Raw genomic sequence first — 22,450 nt, forward strand, 5'->3', positions numbered from 1 at the left:
ACTTGCCGAAGCCCTGCCGTTCCCAATGCCTGTAGCGAGCAATCCACCCACGAGCGCGCATCCGGCGCGCACCGCAGCGAGGAGGGCGCCGCGATGGAACTGGAGAATCCGGCCGACCGGGCCGAGGTTGCCGCCAACGAGGCGCGCATCGTCATCGAAGAGGTAGCGCCGCGCCTGGAAGGTGGGCGCTTCGCCGCCAAGGCCATCGCCCACCGGGCCTCGCGCATCCATGCGCGGATCTTTGCCGATGGCCACGACAAGCTGGCCGCCGAGGTCGCCTGGCGCGAAGGCAAGGGCCAGCCCTGGCAGAAAACACCCCTGCAGCACCTGGGCAACGATCACTGGGAGGCCGATATCACGCCGACCCGAATTGGCCGCACGGAATTCATCGTCCTGGCCTGGATCGACAGCTACGCCAGCTTCCGCTACGAACTGGAGAAGAAATACGCCGCCGGTCAGTTGCTGGACCTGGAGTTCCGCGAGGGCCTCGACCTGTTCCAGGAGGTACTGCACCACGCGCCACAGGATGGCGCGGCGGAGCTGGGCGAAATCCTCCGCAGCCTGCAGGACACCACCGAGCGGGAGGCGCGCTTCGGCCTGTTCATGGCCCCGCGGACCCTGGAACTGATGCAGCGCGCCGAACACCGTCCGCACCTGACCCGCAGCCTTACCTTCGAGCTGGACGTGGAGCGCCCGCTGGCCGGGTTCGCCAGCTGGTACGAGCTGTTCCCGCGCTCGGAAAGCCCGACACCCGGCCAGCACGGCACCTTTGCCGACGTTCACCGGCGGCTGCCGGAGATCGCCGCTATGGGCTTCGACGTGCTGTACTTCCCCCCGATCCATCCCATCGGCCGCACCCACCGCAAGGGCCGCAACAACAGCCTGCAGGCCGGCCCCGACGACCCTGGCAGCCCCTACGCCATCGGCAGCGAGGAGGGCGGCCATGACGCCGTGCACCCCGAGCTGGGCAGCCTGGACGACTTCCGTGCTCTGGTGGACGCCGCCCGCGGGCACGGCCTGGAGATCGCCCTGGATTTCGCCATCCAGTGCTCGCCGGACCACCCCTGGCTGCGCGAGCACCCCGGCTGGTTCAGCTGGCGCGCGGACGGCAGCATCCGCCACGCGGAGAATCCGCCGAAGAAGTACGAGGACATCGTCAACGTCGATTTCTACGCCGCCGACGCCATTCCCGATCTCTGGCTCGGCCTGCTGGGTGTGGTGCAGGGCTGGGTGGAGCAGGGCGTCAACCTGTTCCGCGTCGACAACCCGCACACCAAGCCGCTGCCGTTCTGGGAATGGCTGATCGCCGAAGTGCGCCGCGAGCACCCGCAGGTGATTTTCCTCGCCGAGGCCTTCACCCGCCCGGCGATGATGGCGCGCCTGGGCAAGGTCGGCTTCAGCCAGAGCTACACCTACTTCACCTGGCGCAACACCAAGGCGGAGCTGGAGGAGTACCTCACCGAACTGAATGAGCCGCCGCTGCGCGACTGCTACCGGCCGAACTTCTTCGTCAACACGCCGGATATCAACCCCTACTTCCTGCAACGCTCCGGCCGCGCGGGCTTCCTCATCCGCGCCGCCCTGGCAACCATGGGCTCGGGGCTGTGGGGGATGTATTCGGGCTACGAGCTGTGCGAGGCCGACCCGGTGCCGGGCAAGGAGGAGTACTTCGACTCCGAGAAGTACCAGCTGCGCCAGCGCGACTACCACGCGCCCGGCAACATCGTCGGCGAGATCACCCGGCTCAATCGCATCCGCCGCGAGAACCCGGCGCTGCACAGCCACCTGGGCTTCAAGGCCTACGCCGTCTTCAACGACAACATCCTGCTGTTCGGCAAGCGCAGCGCCGACCTGTCCAACTTCATCCTGGTGGCGGTCAGCCTCGATCCGGAGAACGCCCAGGAGGCGGACTTCGAGCTGCCGCTGTGGGAATTCGGCCTGCCCGATGACGCGCCCATGGGCGGCGAAGATCTGATGAATGGTCACCGCTGGACCTGGCACGGCAAGCGCCAGTGGATGCGCATCGAGCCCTGGCACCTGCCGTTCGGCATCTGGCGCCTGCATCCCGAGCAATGACTTCCAGGAGCGCGACCATGGCCAAGCGCAAGACCCGCCCCTTTCTCGATGACCCGCTCTGGTACAAGGACGCGGTCATCTACCAGTTGCACGTAAAGTCCTTCTTCGATGCCAACAACGACGGCATCGGCGATTTCCGCGGCCTGATGGAGAAGCTCGACTATATCGCCGAGCTGGGCGTGAACACCCTCTGGCTGTTGCCGTTCTACCCCTCGCCACGGCGTGACGATGGCTACGACATCGCCATGTACAAGGGCGTCCACCCGGACTACGGGACCCTGGCCGACGCCCGCCGCTTCATCGACGCGGCGCACCAGCGCGGCCTGCGGGTGATCACCGAACTGGTGATCAACCACACCTCCGACCAGCACCCCTGGTTCCAGCGCGCGCGGCGGGCGAAGAAGGGCTCGCAGGCGCGCAACTGGTACGTCTGGTCCGACGATGACAGCAAGTACGCGCAGACGCGGATCATCTTCATCGACAGCGAGCAGTCCAACTGGACCTGGGACCCGGTGGCCGAGCAGTACTTCTGGCACCGCTTCTACTCGCACCAGCCGGACCTCAATTTCGACAATCCCCAGGTGCTGCGCGCGGTACTCGGGGTCATGCGCTACTGGCTGGACATGGGCGTCGACGGGCTGCGCCTGGACGCCATCCCGTACCTGATCGAACGCGACGGCACCAACAACGAGAACCTTCCCGAGACCCACGTGGTGCTCAAGCGCATCCGCGCCGAGCTGGATGCGCACTACCCGGACCGCATGCTGCTGGCCGAGGCCAACCAGTGGCCGGAGGATACGAGGCCGTATTTCGGCGCAATGGACGGTGCCACCGAGGGCAGCACCGGCGATGAATGCCACATGGCCTTCCACTTCCCGCTGATGCCGCGCATGTACATGGCCATCGCCCAGGAAGACCGCTTCCCGATCACCGACATCCTGCGCCAGACGCCGTCGATTCCGGACAATTGCCAATGGGCGATCTTCCTGCGCAACCACGATGAGCTGACCCTGGAGATGGTCACCGACGACGAGCGCGACTATCTCTGGAACTACTACGCTGCCGACCGCCGCGCGCGCATCAACCTGGGTATTCGCCGCCGTCTCGCCCCGCTGGTGGAGCGCGATCGCCGACGCATCGAACTGCTCCACAGCCTGCTGCTGTCGATGCCCGGCACGCCGACCCTGTACTACGGCGACGAGATCGGCATGGGCGACAACATCTACCTGGGCGACCGCGACGGCGTGCGCACACCGATGCAGTGGTCGGTGGACCGCAATGGCGGCTTCTCCCGCGCAGACCCCGCCAGCCTCGTGCTGCCGCCGATACTCGACTCGCTCTACGGTTACCAGAGCGTCAATGTCGAGGCCCAGGCGCGCGACCCGCACTCGCTGCTCAACTGGATGCGCCGCATGCTGGGTGTCCGCAAGCAGCAGAAGGCCTTCGGCCGCGGCAGCATCAGCATGCTGTCGCCGCCCAACCGGCGCATTCTTGCGTACCTGCGCCAGTACCGCCCGGAGGGCGAGGGCTCCAGCGAGGAGAGCATCCTCTGTGTCGCCAACCTGTCCAGTGCCGCCCAGGCGGTCGAGCTGGACCTGTCGGCCTTTGACGGCCGTGTCCCGGTGGAAATGCTCGGTGGCTCGTCCTTCCCGCCGATCGGGCGGATGACCTACCTGCTGACCCTGCCGCCCTATGGCTTCTACTGGTTCTACCTGGCCGACAGCCAACAGATGCCGGCGTGGCACGTGAAGCCGGTGGAGCGCATGCCCGAACTGCCGACCCTGGTACTGGCCCAGCGCCTGGCGGAGATCGCCAGCGGTGCGCCGCGCGAGCTGCTGGAGAGCGACTCGCTGCCACGCTACCTGCCCAAGCGCCGCTGGTTCGCCAGGGGGCGGCTGGAGGCCGGCAGCGCCCGTCTGCTCTACGCCATGCCGCTGGGCGAGGCCGATGCCGCACCAATGCTGGCGGAAGTGGAAGTCAATGGCGCGGACGGCGCCGAGCATTACCAATTGCCGCTGGCCGCCGTGCCGGAGAAGGGCGCCGCCGGCAACGATCTGCCCCAGCAACTGGCCCTGGCCCGGCTGCGCCGTGGGCGCAAGGTCGGCCTGCTCACCGATGCCTTCGCCTTGCCGGCGTTCAGCCGTCTGGTGCTGCGCCTGTTGCGCGAGACCTCGACGATGCAGGGCCCTGCGGGCGAGCTGCAGTTCCTGCCACAGCCGGGGCTGCTGCAGTACGGCGACATCGACGATGAAGCGGAAATCCGCGTGCTCGGCGTCGATCAGTCCAACAGCTCTGCGCTGATCGGCAACAAGCTGCTGCTCAAGCTGCTGCGCCGGGTGTTCCCCGGCGTGCACCCGGAAGCCGAGATGGGCGGTTACCTGAGCCGCCGCGGCTTTTCCAACATTGCGCCGCTGCTGGGCGAGGTGCGCCGCATCGACGCCCTGGGCCAGCCGCATACCCTGTTGCTGCTGCAGGGTTACCTGAGCAACCAGGGCGATGCCTGGAGCTGGACCCTGAACCAGCTGGAGCGCGCCATGCGCGACGGCCTGTCGCCGGCAGTGGAAACACCCGGGCCGGAGTTCGATGTCATGGAGGAACTGCGCCTGTTCGCCGGACGGCTTGGCCAGCGCCTGGGTGAAATGCACCAGCTGCTGGCCGAAGCCACCGACGAGCCGGAGTTCGGCCTGCACCGCAGCGGTGCTGTCGACAGCGGGGCCTGGAGCAACAGCATCGGCGCGCAGCTCGAACAGGCGCTGGAGACCCTGCGCCACGCCCGCGCGAGCCTGGACGAGCAGGGCGGCGCGATGGCCGACTGGCTGCTGGAACAGCGCGGGGAACTGCTGCAGGCTATCGGCAACCTGGCGCGGCTGGCGGAGGGTGGCGTGATGATCCGCGTCCATGGCGACCTGCACCTGGGCCAGGTCCTGGTGGTGCCGGGCGATGCCTTCCTGATCGATTTCGAAGGCGAGCCGAATCGCCCGCTGGTCGAACGCCGCCAGCGCCACAGCCCGCTGAAGGACGTCACCGGCGTACTGCGCTCCTTCGACTACGCCGCCGCCATGGCCCTGCGCAGCGCCCAGGGCACCGAGGCGCCGGCCGAGGTCCAGGCGGCCAGGGCGGAACTGGCCCTGCGCTACCGTCGCGACGCCCGCGACGCCTTCCTCGAAGCCTACCGGGCGGCCGCCGCCGGCCTGCCCCATGAATGGCACGGCCGTGAGGGGGAGGGCGCCGCCCTGGCGCTGTTCAGCCTGGAAAAGGCCGCCTACGAAGTGCTCTACGAAGCCGGCCACCGCCCCGACTGGCTGGAAGTCCCCCTGCAAGGGCTGTTCGAACTGGCACGACACTTACTCGGAGGACGCACATGACCCTGCGCAGCGACCTGGACCACCTGCAGCGTGGCGATCACGCCGATCCCTTTGCCTTCCTCGGCCCGCACCGCGACGAAGGCGGCGAGCAGGTGCGCGCCTGGCTGCCGGGTGCGCTGGCAGTGGAATTGCTGTCGCCGCAGGACGAAATCCTCGCCGCCATGGACGCAGTGGACGCCAGCGGGCTGTTCGTCGCCCGCCTGCCGGCCAAGGCACCGTACCGCCTGCGGATCCACTGGCCGGAGCACGAGCAGGTGAGTGAAGACCCCTACGCGTTCGGGCCATCGATCAGCGAACTGGACCTCTACCTGTTCGCCGAGGGCAACCACCGCCAACTGGGCAAATGCCTGGGCGCCCAGGCGATGCAGATCGACGGCGTGCCAGGCGTGCGCTTCGCCGTCTGGGCGCCGAATGCACGGCGGGTGTCGGTGGTCGGCGATTTCAATGGCTGGGACGGCCGCCGCCACCTGATGCGCCTGCGCTATCCCGCTGGCGTCTGGGAGCTGTTCATCCCGCGCCTGCAACCGGGCGAGGTCTACAAGTACGAACTGCTCGGTCCGGATGGCCTGCTGCCGCTCAAGGCCGACCCCGTGGCGCTGGCCACCGAAATGCCGCCTGCCACCGGCTCGCGCGTGCCGGACCCGACGCCGTTCCCCTGGCAGGACCAGTCGTGGATGCAGCAACGCCGCGAGTGCCAGGGCATGGACCGGCCGCTGTCGATCTACGAACTGCACGCCGGCTCCTGGCAATGGGTGGAGAACCGCGCGCCGACCTGGGATGAGCTGGCCGACCGGCTGATCCCCTACATCAGCGACCTGGGCTTCACCCACATCGAACTCATGCCGATCATGGAGCACCCCTTCGGCGGCTCCTGGGGCTACCAGCCGCTTTCGCTGTTCGCGCCCACCGCACGCTACGGCAGCCCGGCGGACTTCGCGCGCTTCGTCGACCGCTGCCACCAGGCCGGAGTCGGCGTGATCCTCGACTGGGTACCGGCGCATTTCCCCACCGACGCCCACGGCCTGGCGCACTTCGACGGCACCGCGCTGTACGAATACGCACATCCCTTCGAGGGCTTCCACCCGGACTGGGATACCTACATCTACAACCTCGGCCGCAACGAGGTGCACGGTTTCATGTTGGCCTCGGCGCTGCATTGGCTGCGCGAGTACCACATCGACGGGCTGCGGGTGGATGCCGTGGCGTCGATGCTCTATCGCGATTACTCGCGCAAGGACGGCGAATGGATCCCCAACCAGCACGGTGGCCGCGAGAACCTCGAGGCCATCGAATTCCTCCGTCACCTCAACAGCGTGGTACAGGCCGAGGCGCCGGGCGCCCTGGTGATCGCCGAGGAATCCACCGCCTGGCCGGGCGTCAGCCGCTCCACCGAGGAGGGCGGCCTGGGCTTTGCCTACAAGTGGAACATGGGCTGGATGCACGACAGCCTGGCGTACATCCGCGAGGACCCGATCAACCGCGGCTACCACCACCAGAAGCTGACGTTCGGCCTGCACTACGCCTTCTCCGAGCACTTCATCCTGCCGATCTCCCATGACGAGGTGGTGCACGGCAAGGGTTCGCTGCTGGGCAAGATGCCAGGCGACCGCTGGCAACAGTTCGCCAACCTGCGCTTGTACCTGGCCTTGATGTGGACCCATCCGGGCAAGAAGTTGCTGTTCATGGGCTGCGAGTTCGGCCAGTGGCGCGAGTGGGACCACGACGGCCAACTGGACTGGTACCTGCTGCGCTACGCCGAGCACTTCGGCGCGCAGGCGCTGATCCGCGAGCTCAACCGGCTGCTGCGCGAAGAGCCCGCGCTGCACGCCTTCGACGACCGGGCCGAGGGCTTCCACTGGCTGATCGGCGACGACCAGCGCAACAGTGTCTACGCATGGCTGCGCCTGGCCGGCGACGGCGCGCCGGTACTGGTCGTGCACAACTTCACGCCGGTGCCGCGCCCGCACTATCTCGTTGGCGTGCCGCTGCCAGGGCGCTGGGAGGTGCTGCTCAACAGCGACGCCGACTCCTTCGGCGGCTCCGGCGCGGGCAGTCGCGGGATGGTGGAAAGCGATCCGCAGAAATCCCATGGGCAGGCCCAGTCCCTGGCGCTGGACCTGCCGCCGCTGGGCTGCCTGATCCTCCGGCCCGAAGGGCAGGGTCAGCCCTAGCGCGGCGTCAAAACGATCGCGGACAGCGTTCGCTCAGGAGCCCCTCTCCCGCAAGCGGGAGAGGGGCTCGTGTGGGGCAGGATGACTCTTCGGCGACAGCCGGCGGGGCCTGCTCCCTTGGGGCGGCTGCGTATCGTCGAATCGCACCGGCGTCACGAAGCGCGCGCCGCCTCCCGTCGCTCATCCCGGCGCTTGAGCTTCTTCGCGTGGCGCTCCAGCCACAGGTAGACCGCGCAGGCCAGCAGCAGTGGTATGAGAAAATACAGCAGCCGATAGCCGATCAGTGCCGCCACCAGTTCGCCGCGGGAGAAGTGGTCGCGCAGCACGGTGATGAACACGGTCTCAATCACCCCCAGCCCGGCCGGCACGTGCAGGACGACACCGGCGATGCTGCTGATCATCAGGGTCGCCAGCACTTCCGGGTAGCTCGCCGAAGCGGGCAGCAGGCTATAGATCAGCAGCGCCATCATCGACCAGTTGCTCGCCCCGAAAAGGCCCTGCAGGGCGGCCAGCCGCCAGCTCGGCAGCTTGAGCCGGTAGCGTTTCCAGCCCCAGGCGCGGCGGCGGGCAAAGCGGCAGGCCAGCAGGTAGGCCGCGCCCAGCACCAGCAGCAGAACGCCGATGGCCCGCAAGCCACCCTGGCCGAGGGACCAGCTCTGCGGCAGGTCGGGGAAGCCGCAGACGAACAGCCCGCCGGCCAGCAGCAGATAGCCGTACCAGTTGGTGATCAGGCTGAAGGTGAGGATGCGCGTGATGTCCCCGGTACTCATGCCCAGTCGCCCGTAGAGGCGGTAGCGCAGGGCGATGGCGCCGACCCAGGAGCTGAGGTTAAGGTTGAAGGCATTGCAGACGAAGGCCACGGTGAACACCCGCCGCACCGGCAGCGGATGGCCGATATAGAAGCGGCTGAGCACGTCGAAGCTGCTGAAGATGGCGTAGCTGCAAAGGGCTATCAGCATGCCCAGCGCCAGGGTGCTCGGTCTGTACTCGCGCAGCAGGCGGAACACCTCGTCCCAGTCGGTGGCGCGCAGCAGCAGGAACAGCAGCACCGGCAGGGCGATCAGCAGGGCAATGTTGAAAACGCGGTTGGCGCGCCTCCAGAAGCGCTTGCGGTTCATGGCTGCACCTGCGACTGGCCGGGCTCTTCGTCGAGGCTGGCTGGGCTGAGAATCTGCCGGTGCGCCGGCAATTGCCCGGCGATCGCCGGGAAGTGGCGCAGGAAGTGGAAGCTGGCGAATACCAGCGGCGCCCGCCACCAGTAGCCACGCCGCGCATACTGGCGGGTCACGCGGCGGCAACTCTGGTTGGCCAGTTGCTCCAGGTGGTCGTCCAGCCCGGCGCAGAAGTCGCCGTCCTCGATCATCAGGTTGCCTTCCAGGTTCAGCGACAGGCTCAGCGGGTCGAGGTTGCTCGAGCCCACCGTCGCCCAGCGCCGGTCCGCCACCGCGACCTTGCCGTGCAGCGGGCGGTCGCAGTATTCGTGGATTTCCACGCCATCGCGCAGCAGGGTGTCGTAGAGCAGCTTGCTGCACAGCCGCACCAGCGGCATGTCCGGCAGGCCCTGGAGGATCAGCCGCACCCTGACCCCGCGCCTGGCTGCATCGCGCAGGGCGCGCAGCAGGCGATAGCCGGGGAAGAAGTAGGCGTTGGCGATCAGCAGCCGCTCCTTCGCCTGGCCGATGGCGCGCAGGTAATGCTGCTCGATCTCGGTGCGGCGGTAGAGGTTGTCGCGGATTGCCAGGCAGGTTCGGCATGGGCCGGCCACGCCGCCGGGATGCACGGCGTCGGCGGCGGGAATGTCACCATACTGGCTGAGCAGTTCCAGGCAGGCGCGGCGGACGTCTCCCACGCCGGGGCCCTCGATCCGCACTGCGTAGTCCTGCTTGGCCATGGGGCCGAAGTCGGCCAGGTGGTCGGCGCTGAAATTGATCCCGCCGACGAAGGCCTGCGCGCCATCGACTACCACGTGCTTGCGATGCAGGCGGCGGAACAAGTTGGTACGCATGCCCAGCAGCGGCGGCTGCGGGTCGAACAGGTGCAGGCGTACGCCGGCGTCCAGCAGGCCGCCCAGGTAGCTCGCGTCCAGGTCCGGCGTGCCGTAACCGTCCGCGATCACTTCGACACGCACGCCGCGCCCGGCTGCATCGATCAGTACCTGGCGCAGACCACGGCCCACCTTGTCGTCGCGCAGGATGAAGGTTTCCAGCAGCACCTCGTGCCGCGCCTGCTCGATGGCGCGAAAGACGCTGGGGAAGAAATCCTCGCCATTGATCAGCAGTTCGACCCGGTTGCCGTCGCGCCATACCTCGTTCATAGCGAAACCTCGGCGAGCAGCGGCAGGTGATCGGACAGATGCGGCCAGGGCTTGCGGTTGAGCACCTCGCTCAGGGTGACCCGCAGGTGCCGCACATAGATGCGGTCCAGCCGCAGCAGGGGCCAGCGCGCCGGAAAGCTGCGCGGCTCGCCGCCACTGGCCAGGAATGCCGGCTGCAGGCCGCAGCCGGCCAGAACGCCGGTGGCGCGGCAGCGCCAGTCATTGAAGTCGCCCGCGACGATGACCGGGTCGTTGGCCGGCAGTTCGCCTATCAGGGCGCAGAGCAGCTGCAGTTGCCGTTGCCGCTGTGCTTCATGCAGGCCCAGGTGCACGCACACCGCGTGCAGGGCGCGCTCGCCGGGCAGGTCGATCTGTGCGTGGAGCAGGCCGCGCTCCTCGGTGCCGGCCTCGGAGACGTCGCGATTGTCCCAGCTGCGGATCGGCAGGCGCGAGAGCAGGGCGTTGCCGTGGTGGCCTTCGGGATAGACGGCGTTGCGTCCGTAGGCGAAGGCCGGCCACATGCTGTCGGCGAGGAACTCGTACTGTGGTCCGCTCGGCCAGTTCGGATGGCGTTCGGCGTGCAACTGGTGTTCGCCGTGGACTTCCTGGAGAAACACCAGGTCCGCCGAGGTGGCGCGCACCGCATCGCGCAGTTCGTGGAGGATGAAGCGGCGGTTGAAGGCGTTGAAACCCTTGTGGGTGTTCACCGTAAGCATCCGCAGCCGCGTATTGCCCTGCTCAGCGGCGGGCACCAGAGGGGCGCGTTCGGCCTGGCTCATGCCCAGTCTCCCGCCGGTTGGCCGGGTTCCTGTCGCCCCTTGAGCTGCAGATCGAGCAACCTCATCAGCTTGCTGGCGTCGTAGGGCGCGCGGACCTTGATGTCGTTGTCGAAATAGCAGAACACCTCGCGCTGCCGGCGATCGCCGCGGGTGGCGCCGTCGAACAGCTCCGCGTCGGCGGGTTGCAGCCCGCGCCGCCAGCGGGCTACGCGCTCGCTCCAGCGCTGGAGGGCGGCGTCGCCATAGCCGCTGGCGTAGAGTTCCTTGTCGCCGTGCAGGCGCAGGTAGACGAAGTCCCTGGCGGTGAGGTCCTCGCCGTAAGGCCACTTGCGCGGTGCGTCGGCGAAGACCAGGGCGACGCCGTGCTGACGCAACTGCCGGGCGAATTGTGCGCAGGCGAAGCTGGCATGGCGAACTTCCATGGCATGACGCAGCGGGCGCCGCTTCAGCGACCGGGGCCAGTGCGGCGGCCGACGGCTGGCGGAGGCCTTCGCCAGGTCCAGCGCGGCCTCGCTGGTGCGCGGCAGCAGCGCCAGAAAGCTTTCCACCACGTCCTCGTCGTACTGCAGGCTGGGCGGCAGTTGCCAGAGCAGCGGCCCGAGCTTCTCGCCCAGCTCCAGGGGGCCGGAGGCGAAGAAGTTGGCGAGTCCTTCCTCGGCATCGCGCAGGCGCCTGATGTGGGTGATGTAGCGCGGGCCCTTGAGGCTGAAGACGAAACCTTCGGGCGTGTCCTGCGCCCACCGGCGGTAATACTCGGGCTTCTGCAGCGAGTAGAAGGAGCCGTTCAACTCGATGCTGTTGAAGGCGCGGGAGGCGTAGCGCAGCTCGTCCTTCTGGCGCAGTCCCTGCGGGTAGAAGTCGCCGCGCCAGGGCGCATAGCGCCAGCCGGAAATGCCGATGTGCAGGGCCTTCATCGGCTCAGCCCGCCAGGTGGCGGAGGCTTGGGCGGGAGGCGGCTGGTGGCATCGGGTTCTCCTTCGGCGGTGGTTGTTTTTCCGGCTCGCTGACGCCCGGTTCCTGAACGTCCGACCGGGGTTCGCTGGGCAGCGTTCCGTGGGATCGCCCAGCGGTCAGTCCTCGCTGCGACGCAGGGTGAACAGCGCCAGGGCGCGCGCACCCAGCGGGTAGGCGGCACCGAACGCCCAGCTGTGCTCGTGTTCCCGCGGCAGCTCGGCGGTGTCCAGCAGGAACTGCCAGTCGCGGCCTTGTGCGGTTTTCGGGAGGATGAAGTCCAGGCCTTCGTGCCCGGCATTGACCAGCAGCAGCAAGGTGGCGTCGCCACCGCTGCGGCGGATGCCGGTGGGCTGGGCGCGGCCATCCATGAGCATGCCCAGGCTGCGGCGCTGCGGGTCGTGCCAATGGTCCTCGGTCATTTCCTCGCCTTCGGGCGCAAGCCAGGTGACATCGCGTACACCCAGCTCCTCGTTGTATTCGCCGACCAGGAAGCGCCCGCGCCGCAGGATCGGATAGGCCTGGCGCAGGCGGATCAGGCGGTGGGTGAAGGCCAGCAGTTCACGGCCCTCGTCGTCGAGGTTCCAGTCCACCCAGCCCAGTTCGTTGTCCTGGCAGTAGACGTTGTTGTTGCCCTGCTGGGTGCGGCTGAACTCATCGCCGGCCAGCAGCATCGGCGTGCCCTGGGAGAGCAGCAGGGTGGCCAGCAGATTCTTCATCTGCTGCACGCGCAGGCGGCGAATTCCGGCATCGTCGGTGGGGCCTTCGACACCGTGGTTCCAGGAGCGGTTGTCGTCGTGGCCGTCGCGGTTGTCCTCGCCGTTGGCCTGGTTGTGCTTGTGGTTGTAGCTGACTACGTCGCGCAGGGTGAAGCCGTCATGGGCGGTGATGAAGTTGACCGAGGCATAGGGACGCCGCCCGCGCTGGTCGTACAGGTCGCCGGAGGCGGTGAGCCGCCGGGCGAGGTCGGGCAATTGGCCCTCGTCGCCGCGCCAGAAGCTGCGCACGGTGTCGCGGAAACGGTCGTTCCATTCCACCCAGCCCGGCGGGAACCCGCCGACCTGATAGCCGCCGGGGCCGCAATCCCAGGGTTCGGCGATCAGCTTGCGATGGCTCAGTACCGGGTCCTGGCGGCAAGCGACGAGGAAGCTGTGGCGCTCTTCGAAACCGTCGGCGTAGCGGCCGAGGATCGAGGCGAGGTCGAAGCGGAAGCCGTCCACGCGCATTTCGGTGGCCCAGTAGCGCAGCGAGTCGGTGACCATCTGCAGCACGCAAGGGTGGCTCAGGTCGAGGGTGTTGCCGGTGCCGGAATCGTTGACGTAGTAGCGGCGATTGTCGGCCTGCAGACGGTAGTAGGAAATGTTGTCGATGCCGCGCATGCACAGGGTCGGGCCGAGCTCGTTGCCCTCGGCGGTGTGGTTGTAGACCACGTCGAGGATCAGCTCGATGCCGGCGTCGTGCAGGTGCGCGACCATTTCCTTGAACTCGTTGATATGCCCGCTGGCGAGGTAGCGGGCCTGGGGCGCGAAGAAGGCGATGCTGTTGTAGCCCCAGTAGTTGCTCATGCCCTTTTCCAGCAGGTGCTTGTCATCGAGAAAGCCATGCACCGGCAGCAGTTCGAGGCTGGTGACGCCCAGTTGCCGCAGGTGACCCAGCAGACTGCTGTTCATCAGCCCGGCGCAGGTGCCGCGCAGGCGGTCGGGCACCTCAGGGTGGCGCATGCTCAGGCCGCGCAGGTGGGCCTCGTAGATCACCGTTTCATCCCAGGGCACGCGCACCGGCTGCTGCTCGCCCCAGGTGAAGGCCGGGTCGATGACCTTGCACTTGGGCACGTAGGCGGCGCTGTCGCGCTCGTCGAAGCTCAGGTCCGCATCCGCCGAGCCGATGGTGTAGCCGAACAGCGCTTCGGACCAGTGCAGCTCGCCAACCAGTTGCCGCGTGTAGGGGTCGATCAGCAGCTTGTTGGGGTTGAAACGGTGGCCGGCGTCCGGCTCGTAGGGGCCATGCACGCGATAGCCGTAGATCTGCCCGGGATGGGCGTCAGGCAGGTAACCGTGCCAGATCTCGTCGCTATATTCGGGCAGCTCGATGCGTTCCAGTTCGCGCTTGCCCTGCGCATCGAACAGGCACAGCTCGACCTTGGTGGCATGGGCGGAGAACAGCGCGAAATTGACGCCCAGGCCGTCCCAGGTGGCGCCCAGGGGGAAAGGGCGCCCTTCGGTAACGCGGGACTGTGCACGTCGTGTCATGGCGGGCTCCAGGGATCAGTCGGATGGGGATGGCTTCGATGTCGGCGGCCGCACGCCCGAGGGTTTGGACGTGGCTTTCGCGGCCGCGGAAGGCTTGCTCTTGCGCTGCTTGTCGGTCGGCGCGCTCCTGGCCGGCCTGGCTTTGGGCGGTGAGTTGCGCTCGGCGGGCGGCGGCGGTGCCACGGCTTCACTGGAGGTTTGCGGTGCGTCGGGGGTTTCGGGGGTTGCCTTGGGCAGTCGGCCCTTGCGTCGTGGCGGCTCCTGCAGGATTGCCGGCTTTTCCGGCTCCTGCTCGCCCTCGAAGCGTGGCTGCACGGGCTCTTCGTTTTCGGGGACGGCCTCGCCCGCTTCGGCGGCGGCAAGGCTGAGGGCCATGCGCCAGTGGCGTTCGTGCTGGCCGTCGGGGCGTCCTTCGGACTCCCAGATCTGGTAGGCCAGGTCCCGGACTCTTCGCTCGTCGATTTTCATCCTTCACCTCCGGATATCAGCAGGTTGACCGGGACCTCGGCCAGCAGCTCGGCCAGCAGCGGCTCCCCGTCGTGCGGTTCGAGGGGGCCGGCCAGCCCGCTCCAGCGGATGGCGGCCAGGGAAGAAGGCAGGTGCAGGCGGGTGTCCCGCCAACCTTGCGCATCGACCAGGGGCAGGCGAGATTGGCCCAGCAACGCGGCGGCGCAGCGCGGTACCACCACCAGCAGATGCTGGCCGGCATGGCTGCGGACGAAGGCCACCACCTGCGCGGCGAATTCGCCGCGCACCTCCAGCGGCAGGTAGTCGCCGGCAGCGAACAGCGTCGGCCAGCGTCGGCGCAGACCGAGTGCGCAGGCCAGCAGGGCCTGCTTGATCTGGCCATTGCGCCAGTCGCGCAACAGCGCGGGCCAGTCCGGCGGGCCATCCAGAGCCGCTTCGCGGGCCGGGAAGTCGGGGATGCGTCGGTTGTCCGGGTCGACCAGGCTGAAGTCCCAGAATTCGCAGCCCTGGTAGAGGTCGGGCACACCCGGCACGGTAGTGCGCAACACGCACTGCACCAGGGCGTTCAGTGCGCCGGCGGGCATGAGGCTGGACGCCGCCCTGGCGATGGCCTGGCGCAGCGGCAAAGCGGGCGCACCGAGCAGCAGTGCTTCGAGGAATTCGCTGCAGCCCTGCTCGTAGGCTTCGTTGGGCGAGCTCCAGTCGCTGTCCAGCTTGGCCTCGCGAATGGCCTTGAGCTGCCACTGCTCGATGCGCTGGTGGTAATCGCGCAGGCCTGCTTCGTCATCGGCGGCCAGCTCCAGCGGCCAACTGCCGAGCAGGCACTGGTACAGAATCAGCTCGTCGCCGCCACTGGGCGCGGGGCCGCGGGCAGTCTGCCGGCGCAGTGGAGCGGCCAGTTTCCACCAGCTCCAGGCTTGCTCGGCAAACCATTCGGCGCGCTCGCTGAGCACCGCCAGGCGGGCGCGGCAGTCTTCGCCGCGCTTGTGGTCGTGGGTGGCGGTGGCGAGCAGGGCGCCGGGGAAGTCGCGCAGGCGTTCCTGGCAGGCGCGGTGGAAAGCCTCGACATCGCCTCCCATCTGCTGCGGATCGAAGCCGACGTCGTTGCGCCCCAGCGCCGCCGCCGAGCGATAACAGGCGGTGTCTTCCAGGGACTTGGCGGCGATGGGCGGGGTGAGCTGCTGGAAACGGTCCAGAGCCCGCTTGCGCAGCTGCCGCAATGGCCCCGGCGGCAGGCTGCGCAGGGGCTCGCCGCCCAGGATGCGGTCGAGCCAGCCGAGGGTGCGCTGGTCCATCGGTTCCAATTGCTGCCGGGCCTGTTCCAGGGCCTGGGTGAAGAAGCGCTGGTCCTGCGTCGAGCGACCCAGGGCATGGGTATAGGTGCGGTAGACCGGGAAGGCGACGAGCAGCTGGAACAGCGCGCGCCTGATCGAACCCAGCGGAATGTCGCGGCTGGCCAGCTCGAAGCGGGCGATCTGCCAGAGCTGCAGGGCGAGGCCTTCGACGTCGCCGGCGAACAGCGAGTTCAGCACGCGCTCGCGCGCCTGGCGGACTTCCTCGGCGAAGCCGTCCTGGCGACCGCTGAATTCCAGCCACAGATGGCGAAGCACCGGCTCGCCGCGCGCTTCGTGCTGCAGCAGCGAAAGCTGATTCATGAAGTCATAGCCGGTGCTGCCCCGGACCTTCCAGTCGGCTGGGAGGGTCTCGCCGGGGGCGAGGATCTTCTCCACGAAGACCGGCGCGCCGTGGGTGGCGCGCCACAGGCGCCGGCAATAGCCGCGCGGGTCGGCGAGGCCATCCACGTGGTCGATGCGCAGGCCATCGATCAGCCCTTCGGTCATCAGTTTCAGCAGGTAGGCGTGGCTGGCCTCGAAAACGTCGGGGCGTTCGGCGCGCAGGCCGACCAGTTCGTTGATGTCGAAGAAGCGCCGCCAGTTGATGTCGTCCGCCGCCACGCGCCAGTTGGCCAGGCGATAGTGCTGTTGTTCGATGAGCCGGTGCAGGCTGTGCCAGTCGGCGCGGTAGGAGTCCAGCAGGCGCTCCAGCCGGCCACTGTCGGCCAGCGCGACCGCGGCTTGGCGGCATATGTCGTGGGCGAGGTGGCGGGCCATGGGGTGGTGGTGCAGTTCGACGAAACGTGGTGCCAGGGCCAGCAGCTCGAAGCTGTCGGTGTGGCAGAGGATCATGCCGTAGCTGGAGGGGCAGACCGGGAAACGCTGTTCGCCATAGCGCAGCAGGAAGCGCGCGCTGGCAGCGTCGTAATCCAGGCGGATGCCCCCGCCGCTGACTTCATCGACATAGTCCTCGCCAAGGCAGGGCAACAGCACCTGCTGGTCGAGCAGCGGGTCGTCGCTGTGCCAGCGGATGTCGAAGAACTGCGCGTAAGGGCTGTCCAGCCCCCATTCGAGCACGTCCTGCCACCAGGGATTGGCGTCGCCGATACGCATGTGGTTGGCCACGGTATCCACGATCAGGCCCATGCCGTGCTGCCGCAGCCCGTCCACCAGCCGCCGCAGCGCCGGCTCGCCGCCCAGTTCATCGCTGATGCGGCTCGGGTCCACGGCGTCGTAGCCATGCATCGAGCCCGGTTGCGCGGCCAGCAAGGGCGAGGCGTAGAGGTGGCTGATCCCCAGGCGGGCGAAGTAGCCCAGCCAGGGGAGGGCGTCGTCGAGGGTGAACTCGCGATTGAATTGCAGGCGCAGGGTGGCGCGGATTTCACTCATGCTCGCGGCCCTCGCTGCGGGCACGACGCAGGCGCTCCAGGCGGGCGCGTACCGGTGGGGAATCAAGCAACCGGGCCGCGTTTTCCTCGAAGCGGCGCCGCCAGTTCGGGTGTCTGTCGCCCGGCCCAGGCAGGTTCGGCTGCTCGACGCAGGCCAGAGCATCTTCCAGCGGCAGCAGCACCAGGGGCGCGGGTGTGGCGCCGAGGAACTCGATGGCGCCGTCGAGCATCGCATCGGTCTGAATAGCGCTTTCTGCAAGAGCCTGTCGCAGGGCGAAGGTTTCGTACTGGCGGGTGTTGCGTTCTTCGGCGGCACTTTCGCGGCTGCGCTGGCCGAGCTTTTCGCGCCAGTCGATGTCACGTCCTCTCTGCCATCCCTCCAGGGTCGGCAGGTCGTGGGTGCTGCTGGTGGCCAGCGCACCCTCCGGCCAGTGTCGCGGGGCGATGAAGTGGCCGTGCTGCTGCTCGAACAGCAGGACACGCATGCCCAGGATGCCACGTTCGGCCAGCGCCTCGCGCAGCCCCGGCGGTACCGTACCGAGGTCCTCGCCGATGATGATGGCCCGAGCCCGCTCTGCTTCCAGGCAGACCAGCCGCAGCAGATCCTGGATGGGGTAGTCCAGGTAGGCGCCGTCCTGCGGCGCGGCTTCCGCCGGGATCACCCAGAGCCGGCGCAGGCCGAGGATATGGTCGATACGCAGACCACCGACGTAGCGCAGGTTGGCCCGCAACATCTCGATGAAGGCGCGGTAGCCGTTGCGCCGCAGGCCGTCCGGGGAAAAGGCGCAGATCCCCCAGTTCTGCCCGCTACGATTGAGGATGTCCGGCGGGCAGCCGACGCTGACGCCGGTGAGCAGCTCGTCCTGGCGCATCCAGGCCTGGCTGCCGGAAGGTTCGGCGCCTACCGCGAGGTCGGCGATCAGGCCGATGCCCATGCCGGCCTCACGCGCCTGTCGCTGCACCTGCTGCAGGCCGCGGGCGACCAGCCATTGGCCGAATGCCTGCTGGCTGATCGCCTGTTCCTCCTCCACCATGAAGTGGCCGACCTCGGCGCTTGCCGCATTGCGATAGGGCTCAGGCCAGGAGCGCCAGTCGAGCCCATCGCCGGCCGCGACGCGACGCAACTGCAGGACCTGGAAGCAGCAGTGCTGAAGCAGCTCGGCGCCACCCTGGTTGCGGAAGGCGAGAAAGTCCTCCTGCAGGGCGCCGCTGTGGTGCTGGAACTGCCCATAGAGCTGTGCCAGCAAGCGATCGCGCAGGTGGGCGACGGCCTGCCAGTCGATCAGCGGCAAGTGTTCCAGGCGCTCCCGCTCGGCCTCCAGGCCGGCGGCAACGAATGCCCGACGTACCGGCTCGTCGCCCAGCACCAGGGCGGGAGCGGCATAGAGCTCGTTGAACAGCAGTCGGCTGGAGGGCGAGTAGGGGCTGTAGATTTCCCGCGCCGCAGGGAACATGGCATGCACCGGGCTGATCGCCACGGCGTCGGCGCCTTGCCCGGCGGCAGCGCGAACCAGTTGGGCGAGTGCGCGGAGGTCGCCGGCGCCGCCGTCCGCCTCGCTGCGCAACGAGTACAGCTGTGCCGCCAGGCCCCATACGTGCCGCCGTCCGCCGCAAAACTGCGCAACCGAAGGGCAGCGCGGCGGCGCCACGGCGAGGATCAGTTCATGCGTGCCCAGGTGCAGCGGGTAGTAGCCGCCGTGTTCGAGGGCTGGAATCTGCCCATGCTCGTCGACATGGCCTTCGCTGTGGCCGCTGTCGTCCTCGTTGAACAGCTTGTAGCGGGTGCCTGGGGCGACCGGCACGCTGACCGGCCGACCGCAGTCGGCGGTCAGCAGCGGCGGTACCTGGGCGCGCCGCTGTTCCAGCTCGTTCAGGCTCTGGCGGATCTGCTCCGGGCTCTGCGCCGCGAAGCCCAGGGCCTGCAGCACACTGCGCTGCACGTCGGCGCTGAGTCGCTGGGGACGATTATCGGCGTCGACCCAGTCGATCATCAGCCCGGCTTCAGCCGCCAGGCGCTCCAGCTGTGCATCGCTCATCGGCGCGCCTCCAGGCTGGCGACCAGCGACGCCGCGCCGAGCCAGCCATGTCGGTAATGCGCCGCACTCTGCCCGCAGCAGAACAGCAGCTGGGCGCTTTCGGCCGGCGGCTCGACGGCGACGTCGTCCGTTCCCAGGTTGAGGTCCAGGCGCCACTGGCTGCCGTCGCCCAGTTGCCAGCGCGCGCTCAGGGCGCGCCCGCCCAGTGGCTTCGCCTCCAGCGCGCGGCTGCCGGGCAGGTGTGGCACCAGCCAGCGCTGGCGTACTTGCAGCAATTGCCGGTAGTGCTCGCGCCAGGCGTCATCGCCCTGGTCCGGGCGCGGACGCGAGGCGATGAAGGTCTGGTAGTCGTTGGGGTCGGGAATCCAGGCCGCGGCACCGGGCGAGGCGAACCGGCTGAAGCGTTTGAACTCCTCGCGGCGGCCCTCGGTGACGGCGCGGGCGAGGTCGCCCTGGTAGTCGGTGAAGAACAGGAAGGGCTGCCTCTCGCCCCATTCCTCGCCCATGAACAGCATCGGGATCATCGGGCTGAGCAGCACCAGCGCGGTGGCGGCGCGCAGCGCGTCGGTGTGCGCCAGGCTGGTCAGGCGCTCGCCCAGGGCGCGGTTGCCGACCTGGTCGTGGTTCTGGGTGAAGGCCACGAACGCCTGCGGCGGCAGCGCACCGCTGGGTTCGCCACGGGCGATGCCGCGGTAGTCGGTCTCGCCCTGGAAGGCGAAGCCTTGGCTCAGGCAGCGGCACAGGCGGCCGATGGGGTCGTGGGCAAAGTCGGCGTAGTAGCCTTCATCCTCGCCGGTGAGCAACACGTGCAGGCAATGGTGCAGGTCGTCGTTCCATTGCGCGTCGAAGCTGTCGTTGTTTGCCTCAGTGCTGCGGCGCAGCAGGCTTGCCTCGTTGTGTTCGTTCTCCAGCACCAGGTGCAGTTGGCGGCCTTCGGCGGCGTGGCGGGCACGGGTGGCGAGATCGCGGAGGAAGTCCTTGTCGGCAATGGCGTGCACGGCATCCAGGCGCAGTCCGTCGACGCGGTATTCACGCACCCACATCTCGGCATTGCCGATGAAGAACTCGCGCACCGCCGGATGGTGGAAGTCGATGGCCGGGCCCCAGGGAGTCTGCTGGTCGCGGCGGAAGAAGGCGCTGGCGTAGCGCCCCAGATAATTACCCTGCGGGCCGAAGTGGTTGTAGACCACATCGACGAAGACCATGATCCCAAGGCCGTGCGCCTCGTCGATGAACTGGCGCAAACGGTCCGGATCGCCGTAGGCACAGGAGGGGGCGTAGGGCAGCACGCCGTCGTAACCCCAGTTGCGCCGGCCGGGAAAGGCATTCAGCGGCATCAGCTCGATGGCGGTCACGCCCAGTTCTGCCAGCTCCGCCAGCCGTCCCTGGAACGCGGCATAGCCGCCGAACAGGCCGACATGGGCCTCGTAAAGCACCGTTTCATGCCAGGACCGGCCACGCCATTGCGGGTAGCGCCAGCGGAATGCGGTGGGGTCGACCACGCGGCTTTCGCCCTCGACACCGCCGGCCTGGTGGCGGGAGGCCGGGTCCGCCACGCTCAGTTGGTGATCGATGCGGTACCGATAGGTTTGGCCGGCAACAGCTGCCAGTTCGGCGCTGAACCAGCCGTCCCGCGTCGCCTCCAGCGGATATCGGCGATCGCCGCCCAACTCGACCTCCACCCAGTGGGCATCCGGGGCCCACAGCGCGAACCTCACCTTGCCGCCGGGCAGGACCTGGGCTCCATGACGTGACGTCATCGTGCGGCCTGCGCGGGCGCCTGGAGCAGGCGCTGGTAAAGAGCGCTGTAGGGGCGAACGGCGTCGCCCCAGGTCAGCGGCGAGTCCATGGCCTTGCAGCGCATGGCGTGCATCAGCTCCGGATAGCGGTAGATATTCAGCGCCCGGCGCACAGCGTCGTAGTAGCTGGCCGGGGTCTCTTCGCGGAACAGCAGGCCGGTGACGCCATCGACGATGGTGTCGGCCAGGCCGCCGGTGTGCCGCGCGATCGGCAACGAGCCGAAACGCTGGGCATACATCTGGCTGAGGCCGCAGGGCTCGTAACGCGAGGGCATGAGCAGGAAATCGCTGGCGGCATAGATGCGCCGGGCGAGGGTTTCGTCGAAGGCGATCTGCACACCGACCCGACCGGGATAGCGCTCAGCCAGCTCGCACATGGCCAGTTCCAGCTCCGGTTCGCCACAGCCGATGGACACCAGTCGTCCGCCGGCCGCGACCATCTCGTCGGCAATCGCCAGGGTCAGATCGATGCCTTTCTGGTGCACCAGTCGCGACACCACGGCGAATAGCGGGCCGCGGCCTGGCAGCAGGCCGAAGTGCTTCTCCACGTATTCGGCGTTGCGTCGCTTGCCGGCCAGCCGGGTGACGTCGAAGCCCTCGATCAGATGCGGGTCACAGGACGGGTCCCAGCCCGCATCGATGCCATGCGTAATGCCGCTGAGCTGGCCACGGTCGCGGCGCTGGGAGAGTATGCCCTGCATGCCGCAACCGAATTCTTCTCCGGTGATCTCGCGTGCGTAGGTTTCGCTCACCGTTGTGATGTGGCTGGAGTGGCTGATACCGGCCTTGAGGAAGGACAGCTTGCCGTAGAATTCCATGCTTTCCGGCAAGCCGGCTGTTTCCGGCAGGCCCAGTTCGGCGCAGCAGCCCAGCGGGCAGGCGCCCTGGTAACCGAGGTTATGGATGGTCAGTACGCTGGGCGTCGATTGTCCGCGCCAGGCCATATAGGCCGGAGCAAGAGCCGTGGGCCAGTCGTTCACGTGCAGCAGGTCCGGGCTCCATGCGAGTTCGCTCATGCCGGCAGCCAGGTCTGCGGCGGCGAGGCTCAACCGTGCAAAACGGATGTGGTTGTCGGCCCATTCATGGCCGTTCTGGTCTACATACGGGGTGCCGGGGCGGTCGTAGAGTTCCGGGCAGATCACCGCGTACACCACCAGCCCGTCGGCGAGCCGCAGCTCGCCGATATCACAGGCGGGCAAGGCCGCGAGGCCGGGCAGGCGGCCAACCATCTTGCACGCCACGGCGCCCTTGAGTACCTGTGGGTAGCCGGGAATCAGCACGCGGATATCGTGGTCACCCAGCAGGGCACGGGGCAGGGCAGAGGAGACATCGCCCAGGCCGCCGGCCTTGACGAAATCTGAAAACTCCGAAGAGACGAAGAGAATCCGTTTGCGTCGCTGCGGCGGCGCACCATCGGCCGAGGGTATCGCGCTGAGGTTGATTGTGGCGTCTTCCAGACGCACATCGGCCAGCTGGTTGCGCATCGTTCGTTCCTCTCTGTGTCAGCCGGGCCGTGGCTT

13 protein-coding genes are annotated in these 22,450 nt (G+C 68.0%); 3 read left to right on the top strand and 10 right to left on the bottom strand.

Annotation, left to right across the window (positions count from 1 at the left end; genetic code table 11):
- Nucleotides 1-93: 93 nt before the first annotated feature.
- The 3 genes from LDJ84_RS15590 to glgB are packed head-to-tail and all read left to right on the top strand — an operon-like array spanning nt 94 to nt 7,612.
- Nucleotides 94-2,076, top strand: a complete 1,983-nt coding sequence (locus LDJ84_RS15590; protein WP_226044956.1) for an alpha-1,4-glucan--maltose-1-phosphate maltosyltransferase — start codon at nt 94-96, stop codon at nt 2,074-2,076.
- Between the two features lie 17 nt (nt 2,077-2,093).
- A complete protein-coding gene (treS, locus tag LDJ84_RS15595; protein WP_226044957.1) occupies nt 2,094-5,441 on the top strand; it encodes a maltose alpha-D-glucosyltransferase in 3,348 nt (1,115 codons plus the stop codon).
- Nucleotides 5,438-7,612: a 1,4-alpha-glucan branching protein GlgB gene (glgB, locus tag LDJ84_RS15600; RefSeq protein WP_226044958.1), complete on the top strand. Its 2,175-nt coding sequence runs from the start codon at nt 5,438-5,440 to the stop codon at nt 7,610-7,612. Before treS ends, glgB begins: the two co-directional genes overlap by 4 nt.
- Nucleotides 7,613-7,764: 152 nt before the next feature.
- Here glgB and LDJ84_RS15605 read toward each other — a convergent pair whose 3' ends face one another.
- From LDJ84_RS15605 to glgA, 10 genes are all read right to left on the bottom strand, one after another.
- On the bottom strand, nt 7,765-8,730 hold the full coding sequence (locus LDJ84_RS15605; RefSeq protein ID WP_065085290.1) for a lysylphosphatidylglycerol synthase domain-containing protein: 966 nt from the start codon (nt 8,728-8,730) through the stop codon (nt 7,765-7,767).
- Complete coding sequence (clsB, locus tag LDJ84_RS15610; protein ID WP_024762557.1) at nt 8,727-9,926, bottom strand: cardiolipin synthase ClsB; 1,200 nt, start codon at nt 9,924-9,926, stop codon at nt 8,727-8,729. Before clsB ends, LDJ84_RS15605 begins: the two co-directional genes overlap by 4 nt.
- On the bottom strand, nt 9,923-10,705 hold the full coding sequence (locus tag LDJ84_RS15615; protein WP_065085289.1) for an endonuclease/exonuclease/phosphatase family protein: 783 nt from the start codon (nt 10,703-10,705) through the stop codon (nt 9,923-9,925). The genes clsB and LDJ84_RS15615 overlap by 4 nt, the downstream gene beginning before the upstream one ends.
- Entirely contained in the window at nt 10,702-11,619 is a 918-nt protein-coding gene (locus tag LDJ84_RS15620; protein ID WP_065085288.1) for a DUF72 domain-containing protein, read from the bottom strand. The genes LDJ84_RS15615 and LDJ84_RS15620 overlap by 4 nt, the downstream gene beginning before the upstream one ends.
- Nucleotides 11,620-11,775: 156 nt before the next feature.
- The gene (gene glgX, locus LDJ84_RS15625) at nt 11,776-13,905 is read right to left on the bottom strand and encodes a glycogen debranching protein GlgX (protein WP_024762560.1); all 2,130 of its coding nucleotides are present in this window, start codon (nt 13,903-13,905) and stop codon (nt 11,776-11,778) included.
- 15 nt (nt 13,906-13,920) lie between these two features.
- On the bottom strand, nt 13,921-14,373 hold the full coding sequence (locus tag LDJ84_RS15630; RefSeq protein ID WP_226044959.1) for a DUF2934 domain-containing protein: 453 nt from the start codon (nt 14,371-14,373) through the stop codon (nt 13,921-13,923).
- Nucleotides 14,370-17,096: a malto-oligosyltrehalose synthase gene (treY, locus tag LDJ84_RS15635; RefSeq protein WP_226044960.1), complete on the bottom strand. Its 2,727-nt coding sequence runs from the start codon at nt 17,094-17,096 to the stop codon at nt 14,370-14,372. Before treY ends, LDJ84_RS15630 begins: the two co-directional genes overlap by 4 nt.
- Entirely contained in the window at nt 17,089-19,131 is a 2,043-nt protein-coding gene (gene malQ / locus LDJ84_RS15640; RefSeq protein WP_226044961.1) for a 4-alpha-glucanotransferase, read from the bottom strand. The genes treY and malQ overlap by 8 nt, the downstream gene beginning before the upstream one ends.
- Entirely contained in the window at nt 19,128-20,891 is a 1,764-nt protein-coding gene (gene treZ, locus LDJ84_RS15645) for a malto-oligosyltrehalose trehalohydrolase (protein WP_226044962.1), read from the bottom strand. The genes malQ and treZ overlap by 4 nt, the downstream gene beginning before the upstream one ends.
- Entirely contained in the window at nt 20,888-22,414 is a 1,527-nt protein-coding gene (gene glgA, locus LDJ84_RS15650; protein ID WP_038803216.1) for a glycogen synthase GlgA, read from the bottom strand. Before glgA ends, treZ begins: the two co-directional genes overlap by 4 nt.
- Nucleotides 22,415-22,450 lie beyond the last annotated feature (36 nt).

It is taken from the genome of Pseudomonas sp. HS-18, assembly GCF_020401845.1.
GTDB classification, from domain to species: Bacteria; Pseudomonadota; Gammaproteobacteria; order Pseudomonadales; family Pseudomonadaceae; genus Pseudomonas; species Pseudomonas nitroreducens.

What these genes read in the sequence shown, in the direction of transcription:
- treS (WP_226044957.1), top strand. Translation starts at nt 2,094, where the DNA reads ATGGCCAAGCGCAAGACCCGCCCCTTTCTCGATGACCCGCTCTGGTAC.
- clsB (WP_024762557.1), bottom strand. Translation starts at nt 9,926, where the DNA reads ATGAACGAGGTATGGCGCGACGGCAACCGGGTCGAACTGCTGATCAAT.
- malQ (WP_226044961.1), bottom strand. Translation starts at nt 19,131, where the DNA reads ATGAGCGATGCACAGCTGGAGCGCCTGGCGGCTGAAGCCGGGCTGATG.
- LDJ84_RS15630 (WP_226044959.1), bottom strand. Translation starts at nt 14,373, where the DNA reads ATGAAAATCGACGAGCGAAGAGTCCGGGACCTGGCCTACCAGATCTGG.
- LDJ84_RS15615 (WP_065085289.1), bottom strand. Translation starts at nt 10,705, where the DNA reads ATGAGCCAGGCCGAACGCGCCCCTCTGGTGCCCGCCGCTGAGCAGGGC.
- LDJ84_RS15605 (WP_065085290.1), bottom strand. Translation starts at nt 8,730, where the DNA reads ATGAACCGCAAGCGCTTCTGGAGGCGCGCCAACCGCGTTTTCAACATT.
- treY (WP_226044960.1), bottom strand. Translation starts at nt 17,096, where the DNA reads ATGAGTGAAATCCGCGCCACCCTGCGCCTGCAATTCAATCGCGAGTTC.
- glgX (WP_024762560.1), bottom strand. Translation starts at nt 13,905, where the DNA reads ATGACACGACGTGCACAGTCCCGCGTTACCGAAGGGCGCCCTTTCCCC.
- treZ (WP_226044962.1), bottom strand. Translation starts at nt 20,891, where the DNA reads ATGACGTCACGTCATGGAGCCCAGGTCCTGCCCGGCGGCAAGGTGAGG.
- LDJ84_RS15620 (WP_065085288.1), bottom strand. Translation starts at nt 11,619, where the DNA reads ATGAAGGCCCTGCACATCGGCATTTCCGGCTGGCGCTATGCGCCCTGG.
- glgB (WP_226044958.1), top strand. Translation starts at nt 5,438, where the DNA reads ATGACCCTGCGCAGCGACCTGGACCACCTGCAGCGTGGCGATCACGCC.
- glgA (WP_038803216.1), bottom strand. Translation starts at nt 22,414, where the DNA reads ATGCGCAACCAGCTGGCCGATGTGCGTCTGGAAGACGCCACAATCAAC.
- LDJ84_RS15590 (WP_226044956.1), top strand. Translation starts at nt 94, where the DNA reads ATGGAACTGGAGAATCCGGCCGACCGGGCCGAGGTTGCCGCCAACGAG.